The 11,598-nt window shown below is 63.0% G+C and carries 16 protein-coding genes; all 16 read left to right on the plus strand.

Going from position 1 to position 11,598, the window contains the following annotated elements; genetic code table 11:
- The first annotated feature begins 4 nt into the window (after positions 1-4).
- Positions 5-1,162: an endolytic transglycosylase MltG gene (mltG, locus tag KUL25_RS01585; protein WP_257891322.1), complete on the plus strand. Its 1,158-nt coding sequence runs from the start codon at positions 5-7 to the stop codon at positions 1,160-1,162.
- 726 nt (positions 1,163-1,888) lie between these two features.
- Entirely contained in the window at positions 1,889-3,232 is a 1,344-nt protein-coding gene (locus KUL25_RS01590; protein WP_257894805.1) for a DNA-packaging protein, read from the plus strand.
- Positions 3,233-3,321: 89 nt separating this feature from the next.
- Positions 3,322-4,482, plus strand: coding sequence for a phage portal protein (locus KUL25_RS01595; RefSeq protein WP_257891323.1), 1,161 nt, complete (start codon positions 3,322-3,324; stop codon positions 4,480-4,482).
- Positions 4,479-4,727 (plus strand): GTA head formation protein, RCAP_rcc01685 family, encoded by a 249-nt coding sequence (locus KUL25_RS01600; RefSeq protein WP_068353076.1) that lies wholly within the window; start codon positions 4,479-4,481, stop codon positions 4,725-4,727. The genes KUL25_RS01595 and KUL25_RS01600 overlap by 4 nt, the downstream gene beginning before the upstream one ends.
- 9 nt (positions 4,728-4,736) lie before the next feature.
- Positions 4,737-5,288, plus strand: coding sequence for an HK97 family phage prohead protease (locus tag KUL25_RS01605; RefSeq protein WP_257891324.1), 552 nt, complete (start codon positions 4,737-4,739; stop codon positions 5,286-5,288).
- Positions 5,289-5,336: 48 nt separating this feature from the next.
- The gene (locus KUL25_RS01610) at positions 5,337-6,518 is read left to right on the plus strand and encodes a phage major capsid protein (RefSeq protein WP_257891325.1); all 1,182 of its coding nucleotides are present in this window, start codon (positions 5,337-5,339) and stop codon (positions 6,516-6,518) included.
- 167 nt (positions 6,519-6,685) lie between these two features.
- The gene (locus KUL25_RS01615; protein WP_257891326.1) at positions 6,686-7,273 is read left to right on the plus strand and encodes a head-tail connector protein; all 588 of its coding nucleotides are present in this window, start codon (positions 6,686-6,688) and stop codon (positions 7,271-7,273) included.
- Entirely contained in the window at positions 7,270-7,596 is a 327-nt protein-coding gene (locus KUL25_RS01620) for a phage head closure protein (protein ID WP_257891327.1), read from the plus strand. The genes KUL25_RS01615 and KUL25_RS01620 overlap by 4 nt, the downstream gene beginning before the upstream one ends.
- A complete protein-coding gene (locus KUL25_RS01625) occupies positions 7,593-8,003 on the plus strand; it encodes a DUF3168 domain-containing protein (protein WP_257891328.1) in 411 nt (136 codons plus the stop codon). The genes KUL25_RS01620 and KUL25_RS01625 overlap by 4 nt, the downstream gene beginning before the upstream one ends.
- Before the next feature lie 40 nt (positions 8,004-8,043).
- Positions 8,044-8,457: a phage major tail protein, TP901-1 family gene (locus KUL25_RS01630; protein WP_068353088.1), complete on the plus strand. Its 414-nt coding sequence runs from the start codon at positions 8,044-8,046 to the stop codon at positions 8,455-8,457.
- A gap of 2 nt (positions 8,458-8,459) precedes the next feature.
- Positions 8,460-8,777 carry a gene transfer agent family protein gene (locus tag KUL25_RS01635; protein ID WP_257891329.1) on the plus strand — a complete coding sequence of 106 codons (318 nt, stop codon included), beginning with the start codon at positions 8,460-8,462 and terminating at the stop codon, positions 8,775-8,777.
- Between the two features lie 35 nt (positions 8,778-8,812).
- Complete coding sequence (locus tag KUL25_RS01640; RefSeq protein ID WP_427854382.1) at positions 8,813-8,998, plus strand: phage tail assembly chaperone; 186 nt, start codon at positions 8,813-8,815, stop codon at positions 8,996-8,998.
- The gene (locus KUL25_RS01645) at positions 8,982-9,647 is read left to right on the plus strand and encodes a phage tail tape measure protein (RefSeq protein ID WP_068353095.1); all 666 of its coding nucleotides are present in this window, start codon (positions 8,982-8,984) and stop codon (positions 9,645-9,647) included. Before KUL25_RS01640 ends, KUL25_RS01645 begins: the two co-directional genes overlap by 17 nt.
- 12 nt (positions 9,648-9,659) lie before the next feature.
- Positions 9,660-10,292, plus strand: a complete 633-nt coding sequence (locus KUL25_RS01650) for a DUF2460 domain-containing protein (protein ID WP_257891330.1) — start codon at positions 9,660-9,662, stop codon at positions 10,290-10,292.
- Positions 10,289-11,167 (plus strand): DUF2163 domain-containing protein, encoded by an 879-nt coding sequence (locus tag KUL25_RS01655; RefSeq protein WP_257891331.1) that lies wholly within the window; start codon positions 10,289-10,291, stop codon positions 11,165-11,167. Before KUL25_RS01650 ends, KUL25_RS01655 begins: the two co-directional genes overlap by 4 nt.
- Complete coding sequence (locus tag KUL25_RS01660) at positions 11,164-11,598, plus strand: C40 family peptidase (RefSeq protein ID WP_257894806.1); 435 nt, start codon at positions 11,164-11,166, stop codon at positions 11,596-11,598. The genes KUL25_RS01655 and KUL25_RS01660 overlap by 4 nt, the downstream gene beginning before the upstream one ends.

Genomic DNA, 11,598 nt, shown 5'->3' on the forward strand with positions numbered 1-11,598 from the left:
GCGCATGTGGAAACATATCGCCGCCAACGGCATCTCGTTCCTGATCGTTGTCCTGATCGCTGCGGCGGCTGCCTTGGGCTGGGGACAGCGGCAATGGCAGGGCGAAGGCCCGCTGGCGCAGGCCACGTTCTTTGAAGTGGAGCAAGGGGACACCCTGAGCCGCGTCTCGGAACGGCTGGAGGCGGCGGGCGCCATCCGCTCGGCCACCGTGTTTCGGGTGGGTGTGCGCGCGGCGGATCGTGCGGGCGACTTGCGCTTCGGCAACTACGAGATCCCGGCAGGCGCCAATATGGCGCAGGTGCTGGAGATCGTCACGGCGGGCGGCCCGTCTTCTTTCCGCTACCGTGCGACTTACGTTTTGCGGAACTCGGGCACCGGGCAATTGCGTCTGAGCGAGCGCAACCCCACCACGGGGGAGGTCGAAGAGATCGTTCGCTTCGCCTATGAAGAGGGCGTTCCGGTCGAATATGCGACCCTCGTCGATGAGGGCACGCCGATGCTGTACCGCTTGGTGATCCCCGAAGGGTTGACCTCGTGGCAGGTGGTGCAGGGGCTGATGGCGGCGGATTTCCTTGACGGAGAAATCGTGGACATCCCTCCCGAGGGGATGCTGGCGCCGACCACTATCGAAGTGAACCGGGCCGATAGCCGTCTGGATCTGTTGGCAGAGATGCAAACCGCGCAGGAGCGGATCCTGGCGGAGGCTTGGGCGAACCGGGCAGAGGGCATTCCGATCTCGACCCCGGAAGAGGCGCTGATCTTGGCCTCGATCATCGAGAAAGAGACAAGCGTGCCGGAAGAACGGGGCCGGGTTGCGAGCGTGTTCACCAACCGCTTGAACCAGGGCATGCGCCTGCAAACGGACCCGACGGTCATTTATGGCGTCACCAACGGGCGCGGCATTCTGGGCCGTGGCTTGCGGCAATCAGAACTGCGGGCCGAGACGCCTTGGAACACCTACGTCATTAACGGCTTGCCCCCGACGCCGATTGCCAACCCGGGACAGGCTGCGATCGAGGCGGCGGTGAACCCCGACAGCACGGACTTCATCTTCTTCGTGGCCGATGGCACCGGGGGCCACGCATTTGCGGTGACGCTTGACGAGCATAACCGCAATGTGGCGCGGTGGCGTGAAATCGAGGCAGAGCGCAACGGGAATTGAGGCGCGCCTCACTTCCTTTCGGGCGGTAATCACGGCGATTTCGTGAGCCTTGTGCGGGTGGCACGTCGAAATGCGATGTCGTTCGCGCAAAAACTTTGCGCGGAGCGTTCGGTGGGGGCGGCAGCTTTGGTGCATCCGACACCCTTGATTTTCAAGGCGCATCTGGCAGCGGGTTAATCAAGTGTTACCGCGCGGTGCGCCCGTTAACCCTTTGAAAATACAATACTTGTTGACCCACCGAACGGCCCATGGCACCTCTTTAGGCACGCTGGAAGATGTGGGTTCAACGGCCAATCAGGGTAACGCCCTGGGGGCCGTTTCTTTTTGTCCGGGTGAGACGGGGTCCTTCCTTTGCAGGGGGCCGCGGCGGACGGAATGGTTTCAAGACGACACCTGCATTCTGCTCGTGACCGAGAGCCATCACGGACACGGGAATTACGAACATGACCACTACAAATGATATCGCCCCCAAGAACGAGGCGCGTGCCGAGAAGCTGCTGCTTCAGGCGCAAGATGCGTTCGACCGCGCCGTTCGGGCATTGCAAGCCTCTTGCCGCGAGTTGGAGCAGGCGCCGGACGTCGGTGAGGGTGAAGTTACGAAAGCAGTGCGCCAGATGAATGGCGCATTCATTTATACGATGGAAATGCGGGAGAAGGCACGTGAAGCAGGTTGCAAACGGTTCGGGGTTGGCGGCGCAGGGCAGCTCGACCTTGACAAAGCAAGGGCTGAAATCGGGCTCCGCCTGGCTTGCCTCCGCGGGGCCGGACACGGAAGAGACGTTTCTGAACAGTCTGGATGAGAACGCCCTGGCGGCTTTGCCGTGGCTGTTCGAGTTCTGGGCGTTGCCGCACCAATTGCCCCCTGAGGGCAAGTGGACCACCTGGGTGGTGCTTGGCGGCCGGGGCGCAGGCAAGACGCGGGCCGGGGCCGAATGGGTCCGGTCCATGGTCGAGGGCGCCACGCCAGAAGCGCCGGGACGGGCCAAACGCGTGGCCTTGATCGGAGAGACTTACGATCAGGCGACGGCCGTCATGGTGAAGGGAGAAAGCGGGTTGATCGCCTGCTGTCCACCCGATCGGGTGCCGCGCTGGATTTCGGGCGAACGTAAACTGGTCTGGCCCAATGGGGCCGAGGCGCAGGTCTTTTCGGCCAATGATCCCGAGGCGCTGCGGGGACCGCAGTTTGATTTGGCCTGGGCCGATGAATTGGCGAAGTGGCCAAAGGCGCAGGAAACATGGGACATGTTGCAGTTCGGCCTTCGGCTGGGTCAACACCCGCAGCAGATCGTCACGACCACGCCGCGAAACGTTAACGTCCTTAAGGAATTGTTGGCACGGGATGGGGTGGCGCACACCCATGCCCCGACAGAGGCGAATTCGGCCTATCTGGCGGACTCGTTCCTGACGGAGGTTCGGTCACGCTACGGAGACACACGGTTGGGACGGCAAGAGCTGGACGGCGTGTTGCTGGACGACGTCGACAACGCATTGTGGATACGTGGCACGCTGGACGAGGGGCGTTTGGCCGAATCGCCTGAGGTGACGCGGGTGCTGGTGGCGGTTGATCCTCCGGTGACGGGGCACGCGGGCTCGGATGCTTGTGGGATCGTGGTGGTCGGTATCGTTGAAAGTGGCGATCCGGCGCAGTGGCGTGCGGTGGTGTTGGAGGATTGCTCGGTCCAGGGCGTGTCGCCGAACCAATGGGCGAACGCGGCCGTTGCCGCCTACCATCGTCACGGCGCAAGCCGGATGGTGGCAGAGGTCAACCAGGGCGGCGTCATGGTGGCGGATACGATCCGCACGGTCGACCCCACGATCAACCTGCGGACGGTCCATGCCTCCACCGGCAAGGTGGCACGGGCAGAGCCTGTGGCGGCGTTGTACGAGCAGGGGAAGGTGGCCCATGTGGGCACCCACGCTGAACTGGAAGATGAGATGTGCAAGATGGCGTTGACGGGATACGAGGGCCAAGGCTCTCCTGACCGAGTGGATGCGCTGGTCTGGGCGCTGACAGAGGGCATGTTGGTGCCCGCCAAGAACCGGCTGAACCCCGGTATTCGCAACCTTTGACAACAACCTAGACAGGTCGCCATCGGCGATTTGAGACCGGGAGGCGCAGGCCTGCCCGTTCTTTTTGTATGACTTGAGGAGAGGCTCATATGGTATTGGATTTCCTAAAGAAATCTACACCCGCGGCACCAGAGGCGAAGGCCTCTGCGAGTGCAAAGCTGGCGGTCTGGGGATCGTCCGGCCGCGTGGTGTGGAGCCCCCGGGACGTGGGGTCACTGACCAAGAACGGCTTTCTGGGAAACCCGGTGGGCTTCCGTGCGGTCAAGGTGATTGCCGAAGCCGCAGCGGCTTTGCCGGTGATCTGCCGTGACGCAGAGCGCCGTTATGAGGCACATCCCGTCCTAGCGCTGTTGGGGCGCCCGAACGCGGGTCAGACCCGGGCCGATCTGCTGGAGGCCGCCTTCGCGCAGCTGATGCTGTCGGGCAATGCCTATGTGGAAGCGTTGATGCCGGAAGAGGGCTATCCGGCAGAGCTTCACGTGCTGCGATCCGACCGAATGAGCCTGATCCCCGGTGCCGATGGCTGGCCCAAGGCCTATGACTACACGGTCGGGGCGCGGTCGCATCGGTATCCGGCGGAGTTGATCTGCCACATTCGCAATTTCCACCCCCAGGACGACCACCACGGATTGGCGCCGATCCAGGCGGCGGCGACGGCGATTGATGTGCACAACTCGGCGGCGCGATGGTCCAAGGCGCTGTTGGACAACGCTGCGCGTCCCTCGGGTGCCATTGTTTACAACGGCCTGGAGGGGTCTGGCACGATGAGCCAGGACCAGTTCGACCGCCTCCAGATGGAGTTGGAAAGCCACCACCAGGGCGCGCGCAATGCCGGGCGTCCGATGCTGCTGGAGGGCGGACTGGACTGGAAGCCAATGGGGTTCAGCCCCTCTGACATGGAATTCCAGAAGACCAAGGACGCCGCCGCGCGCGACATCGCACTGGCCTTCGGCGTGCCGCCGATGCTGCTGGGAATCCCCGGCGACGCGACCTACGCCAACTACGCCGAGGCCAATCGAGCGTTCTATCGCCTGACGGTCCTGCCGCTGGCGCAGAAGGTTTGGGCATCGATGTCCTATTGGCTTTCTGGGCTGACGGGCGATGTGGTGGAGGTCACGCCTGACCTCGACGGTGTACCCGCCTTGTCCGCCGAGCGCGAGGCGCAGTGGCGCCGCGTCAGCGAGGCCGCATTCCTGACAGACGCCGAAAAGCGTCGGATGTTGGGCCTGTCGGAGCAGCCGGAGGAATGAGCGTGACACGCCCTGCAGGCGGCTCTCGCTATCTGTACGCGCCATTTGACGCTGCCAACGCGCAGATCGAAGCGAATGAGCGGGTGCAGCAAGAGAGATGGGCCGCCTTGGCGTTTCGCCTCGAAGGAATCGAGGTGGCGCTTCAACGGCTGGAAAAGCGCCTATGGCTCGCCGTTTTCGGCGTGGTCTCGGTGATCCTTGCGCAGGGGATCAGCCAGCTACTTAACTTGAACGTCGGCGTTTAGGAGATTGATATGAATGCATTCTCGGCAAGTGGACTGGAAGTGAAATTCCAGAAGTTCGACAGGGATCTGACCCTTGACGATGAATTCGTCATCGAGGGCTACGCCTCGCTGTTCGGCGCAAAGGACCAGGGCGGCGACGTCGTGGAAAAGGGCGCCTATGCAAAGTCGTTAGGGGACGGTCGCAAGGTCAAGATGCTGTGGCAGCATGACCCGAACGAACCCATCGGTATCTGGGACGAGATCCGCGAAGACGAGCGCGGACTCTACGTGAAGGGGCGGCTGCTGGAGACCGTGGCGCGCGCCCGTGAGGCGGCTGCGCTAACCCGCGCGGGTGCGATTGACGGGCTATCCATCGGGTATCGCACGGTGAAGTCCCACAAGAACGAGAGGGGCCTTCGGTGCCTTTCGGAAGTGGAGCTTTGGGAGGTGTCGCTTGTCACTTTCCCGATGCTTCCAGAGGCGCGTTTGGATGGCCGCGAGGGTAAATCCGACACGCTTCAAGACCTGGCGCAGGTGTTCGAGAACGCCCGCCAAACCCTGGCGGCCCGCAAGGCCCGCTGATCTCGGGCCCCCATGCCGGGGGTCAAACTCAACCACAAGGGAATTCTCATGACCGAGACCCACGAACGGGGCGCGGCCAGCGCTCCTATGGCTGAAGTCAAGACCGCGATCGGCGGATTCTTGAATGAATTCAACCAATTCCAAGACGACATGAATGCAAAATTTCAAAAGCAGGAAGAGCGTATCGCTATGCTGAACACCAAGACAAACCACTTCGCACGCCCCGCCTTGTCCGCGGACATCGACACCACCGCGCCGCACAAGCTGGCGCTGAAATCCTATCTTCGTTGCGGCGACGATGACGCGCTGCGGGGCCTGGAGCTGGAAGGCAAGGCGATGAACACCGCCGTCAATGCCGAGGGTGGCTACCTGGTCGATCCGCAGACTGCCGAGATGATCCAATCGGTTCTGCGGTCGTCCTCTTCGCTGCGGTCCGTGGCCAATGTGGTCAACGTCGAGGCGTCCTCGTTCGACGTGCTGATCGACAGCACCGACACGGGTGCCGGTTGGGCTGACGAAGTCTCCAACACGGCTGAAACGGATACGCCGAGCATCGAGCGTATCTCGATCCCGCTGCATGAGCTGTCCGCGTTGCCCAAGGCATCCCAGCGTCTGCTGGACGATGCGGCCTTCGACATCGAGGGCTGGCTGGCCGGTCGCATCGCGGACAAGTTCGCCCGTGCCGAAGCATCCTCATTCATCTCGGGTGACGGCGTGGGCAAACCCAAGGGTGTCCTGACCCACCCGACGGCTGATAACGGCAGCTGGACCTGGGGCAACCTTGGCTATGTCGCCACGGGAACCGCAGGCGATTTCGACGGCACCAACCCCGCCGACGCCATTGTCGATCTGGTCTACGCCCTGGGCGCCCGCTACCGGGCCAACGCCAACTTCATCATGAATTCCAAGACGGCTGGGGCCGTTCGCAAGATGAAGGACGCCGATGGCCGCTTCCTGTGGTCCGACGGTCTTGCCGCCGGTGAGCCCGCGCGCCTTATGGGCTACCCGGTCCTGATCGCCGAGGACATGCCCGACATCGCTGTTGACGCGATGGCAATTGCCTTCGGTGACTTTGGCGCCGGCTACACCATCGCCGAGCGTCCGGATCTGCGCGTGTTGCGCGATCCCTTCTCGGCCAAGCCCCATGTCTTGTTCTATGCCACCAAGCGCGTGGGCGGTGACGTGACGGACTTCGCAGCGATCAAGCTGATGAAGTTCGGCACCAGCTGATCTCAGATCATCGATCCTGCCCTGGCGCCCTCGGGGTGCTGGGGCGGGTGGGGCGTGCGTGCGGACCTTTGCGGGTCCAGCTGCGCGTCTCTCCGCATGAGCAGCGCGGAGGTCGGCGGCACGCCCCAGCCCTCTACTCCTATTCGTAATTTCCCGGAGATTTCAACATGATGATGGTCGAATTGACCTCCGTTCCCAGTGCATCCCTTCCGGTGAGTGCGCTGTCGGATCACCTGCGCCTGTCCTCCGGGTTTGCCGATGACGGCAGCCAGGATGCGCAGTTGGAAAGCTGCCTGCGGTCCGCCATGGCCGCGATCGAGGCACGTATCGGCAAGGTCCTGATGCAACGTCAGTTCGCACTGACGATGGTCTCCTCGCCGGTGTCGGCCAGCTACGCCTTGCCGATTGCCCCCGTCACCCAGATCGACTGCATCAAGTTGATCGCGCGCAACGGCGACGAGAGCGTCGTTGATGAGGCGCGCTACACGCTGCTGCCGGACGCCCATCGTCCCTGCATCGAAATGGTCGCGGGATCGTTTCCGATGCCTGCCAAAGGCGGCACCGTCGAGGTCACCGTGACGGCGGGATACGGGCCGGATTGGTCCAATGTTCCGGCGGATTTGCAGCGCGCGCTGCTGGTCTTGGCGGCTGAGTATTACGGCCAGGTCGACAGCGGATCGCGGCATATGCCCCCTCAGGTGACGGCGTTGATCGAGCCCTATCGGCAAATCCGCCTGCGGGGAGGCACGGCATGAGCATCCCGCATTTCAACCGAAAACTCGTGCTGGAGGCGCCCAATCGCGCAAGCGACAGCGCGGGTGGGTTTTCCGAGGTTTGGCAGGCGCTTGGCATCATCTGGGCCGAGGTCTTGCCCCGAGGCGCAGGGCGCGAGGTCGAGGCCTCTGAGCTGAAGCTGAAGATTACAGTTCGAGCTGTACCGCAAGGGGCGCCCTCGCGGCCCACGGCGGCGATGCGGTTTCGCGATGGCGACCGGATCTACCGCATCGAGGCGGTGACCGAAACGGATGCAGCAGGCCGCTATCTGGTGTGTTTCGCAAAAGAGGAGGTGGGCGCATGAGCTACGCCGCGACTGCCGCCTTGCAAGAGGCGGTCTATGCCAAACTGACATCGGATGCCGCCGTCGACACGTTAACCGGAGGCGCGATCTACGACGCGCTGCCGCCGGGTCCGGTGCCGACGATCTACGTGAGCCTTGGGCCGGAGCGGGTCCGCGATGCCTCGGACGTGGTGGGCGACGGCGCGGTCCATGACTTCCCGGTCATCGTCATCTCGGACGGGGCGGGGTTTCATACGGCCAAAACGATCGCTGCTGCGATCTCGGACGCGCTGAGCGACGCTGATCTGACCCTGTCCCGAGGGACCTTGACCGGCCTGAACTTCCTTCGCGCCCGCGCACGGCGGGTGGGGAATGGCCGCGAAATCGAGATCTGGTTTCGCGCCTACATTGATTCAAGTGATGCATGAGCTTCGCTTCACAAAGCACTGACAATAATGGAGAATCCCCATGACAGCACAGAATGGCAAGGACCTTCTCGTGAAGGTCGACATGGACGGCAACGGCGTGTTCGAGACGATGGCAGGCCTGCGTGCTTCGCGCCTTTCTTTCAACAGCGAAAGCGTTGACGTCACGAGCCTGGAGAGCACCGGCGGCTGGCGCGAACTGCTGCGCGGCGCGGGCGTGAAATCGGCCTCGATCAGCGGGTCAGGCATCTTCCGCGATGCCTCCACCGACGAGCGGGCGCGCGACATCTTCTTCGAAGGCGGCATGCCTGACTTCCAGGTTGTAATCCCCGACTTCGGCATCGTGGAAGGCGCTTTCCAGATCAGCTCCATCGAATATGCGGGCACACATGATGGTGAGGCGACCTACGAGATTTCCATGGCGTCCGCAGGCGCACTGACCTTCACGGCGATCTGATCATGGCGAACCCTTGGACCGGCGAAGTGGCGCTGACCCTGAACGGAGAGCGGCACATGGCAAAGCTGACGCTGGGTGCGTTGGCGGAGCTGGAAGAATGGCTTGGCGCGGGGTCCCTCACGCAGATGGTGGCCCGGTTCGAGGGGGACGGTCTGAAGTCCGCCGACGTGTTGGGGCTGGTCTGTGCTGGGCTGCGGGGTGGCGGATGGCGGGGCCAGATGGAGGACCTGATGGAGGCCGAGATCGACGGTGGCATCCTGGAGGCCGCGCGGGTGGCCGCGCGGCTTCTGATCCTAGCGTTCCGGCCCGTGCCGACATGAATGACGGACCTTCTGGCTTTGATTGGCCTGCGCTGATGCGCGTTGCTTTTCAAGGGCTTGGCCTGACGCCTGCAGCGTTCTGGGCGATGACCCCAACGGAATTCCTGATCCTGCTCGGCCCCGAGAACGGGGCCGCGCCTTTGCGTCGTGACGCATTTGACGCGCTTTTGGCGCGGTTCCCAGACAAGAGAGACGAGGACGGACATGACAGAGATGGATGACACTCTCAGCCGCTTTGATGCCGAGATTGCGGAGCTGGAGACGAGCCTTGCGGGCGCGACCTCCATGGCAGCGGCGTTCCAGGGCGAGCTGCGCGAGATGCAAGGCACGATGCTTTACACGGGGCGCGAAGTAAACTCGATGAGCCGAGCGATCGGCGGCGGATTGCGCCGTGCGTTCGATGGCGTTGTTTTCGACGGCATGCGCTTGTCCGACGCCCTTCAAAACGTGGCCTCGTCGATGATCGACGCGGCCTACAACACGGCGATGCGGCCGGTGCAAAACGCCTTCGGAACCGCGATCAGCAACGGCATGAATGGCCTTTTGAGCGGCATCTTACCGTTCGAGAAAGGCGGCGCGATCAGCCAGGGTCGGGTGATGCCCTTTGCACGCGGTGGCGTGGTCAGCAGCCCCACGACCTTCCCGATGCGCGGGGGAACGGGCCTGATGGGCGAGGCGGGGCCGGAAGCAATCATGCCGCTGCGCCGTGGCGCGGACGGAAAACTTGGCGTTGCGGCTGCGGGCGGCGGCGGCTCGGTGCACGTCACGATGAACATCACCTCGCCCGATGTGGCCGGGTTCCAGCGGTCCTCCAGCCAGGTAGCCGCGCAGATGCAACGTGCCTTGGCGCGTGGCCAACGTAATCGGTAAAGGGGAAAAACCATGGGATTTCATGAAGTTCGCTTCCCCGCAAACCTCAGCTTCGGGTCGGTCGGTGGACCCGAGCGGCGCACGGAAGTCGTGGCGCTGACCAACGGTTTCGAAGAGCGCAACACGCCCTGGGCGCATTCGCGCAGGCGGTATGATGCGGGCGTTTCAATGCGATCACTCGATGACATCGCGCTCTTGATCGACTTTTTCGAGGCCCGTCGAGGACAGCTTTTCGGTTTTCGCTGGAAGGATTGGTCCGACTACAAATCCTGCGCGCCCTCGTCCGAGCCGTCCTTCCGCGATCAGCGGATCGGGACGGGGGACGGCGTGACGCAGACGTTTCAACTGACCAAGACCTACCAATCCGGCATCAACTCGTACGCGCGACCGTTAACCAAGCCTGTGATGTCGACGGTTCTGGCGGGCGTCTCCGTCGATGAGCAGGTCGCGGGCGTGCATTTCGACATCAACTACACGACTGGCGAGATCACCTTCGTAGATGCCCCACCGAAGGATGTGGAGGTCACGGCGGGTTATGAATTCGACGTCCCGGTGCGCTTTGACACCGACATCATCCAGACGTCTGTCGCCTCGTTTCAGGCCGGTGAAGTGCCCAATGTTCCCATCGTGGAGATCCGGATATGAGCGTTCAAGACCTTGATCTGCATCTGAAAACCGGGGCGACGGGGGTCTCTCGCTGTTGGCGGGTGACGCGTATGGATGCCGCGCAGTTCGGCTTCACAGATCACGATTGTGACCTGGTCTTTGACGGCACTACGTTTCGCGCGGGCACGGGATTGAGCGCGGCCGCCTTGAGCCAGACGACCGGCCTGTCGGTCGACAATACCGAGGCCGTGGGCGCGCTGTCGGATCTGTCGATCACCGAGGCGGACATCTTCGCGGGCCGCTTTGACGGGGCGGAGGTCGAGGCGTGGCTGGTCCAATGGGCGAATCCCGATAACCGGGTGCTGCAGTTTCGCGGCAGCTTGGGCGAGATCACGCGTGCGAATGGTGCGTTCTCGGCTGAATTGCGCGGTTTGGCGGAACGGATGAACGTGCCCACCGGACGCGTTTATCAAAGGACCTGTCAGGCGGTGCTGGGTGACGCGGAATGCGGCTTCGATTTGGCGACGACGGGCTATGTGGCCGAGGCCGACGTGACAACGACAGACGGGCGCAGGTTCACATTTGACGGCCTTACCGGGTTTGAGCCGCGCTGGTTCGAGCGCGGCCGTATGCAGGTTCTCACGGGGACTGCGGCGGGGTTGTCCGGGGCAGTCAAACTGGATCGGATCGCGGACAATCTGCGCATGGTGGAGTTATGGGACAGCCTGCGCGATGATATTGCGCCGGGCGATGCGGTCCGCTTGACTGCCGGATGTGACAAGTGGATGGAAACCTGCCGTCTGAAATTCGTTAATCTCGTTAACTTCCAGGGCTTCCCGGACATCCCCAACGAGGATTGGCAGGTGGCTCATCCGACACGGCTGTCGTCTCGCAATGGTGGGACACGCCGATGAACGCGGTGGTGACTGCTGCGCGGGAATGGCTGGGTACGCCCTATGTGCACCAGGCGTCTTGCAAGGGCGCGGGATGTGACTGCCTTGGCCTATTGTTGGGGCTGTGGCGAGAATTTCACGGCACGTTGCCAGCACCTGTGCCAGCCTACACCAACGATTGGTCCGAGATCTCGGGTGAGGAGCGGCTGTTACAGGCTGCCCGCGCTCACATGGTTGAAAGGGCCCTTGGCGACGCCGCCGAGGGCGACATCCTGATCTTCCGGATGCGTGCGGGCGCCGTGGCCAAACACGTCGGCCTCCAAACGCAGGCGGGCGATAACCCACGGTTCTTGCATGCTTATTCCGGGCGCGGCGTCACCGAAGGCGCTTTGACGCCCCCTTGGGCGAGGCGCGTTGTGGCGCGTTTCACCTTCCCCGAAAGGAAAAACTGA

Origin of the sequence: Gymnodinialimonas phycosphaerae (assembly GCF_019195455.1) — a bacterium.
GTDB lineage: Bacteria > Pseudomonadota > Alphaproteobacteria > Rhodobacterales > Rhodobacteraceae > Gymnodinialimonas > Gymnodinialimonas phycosphaerae.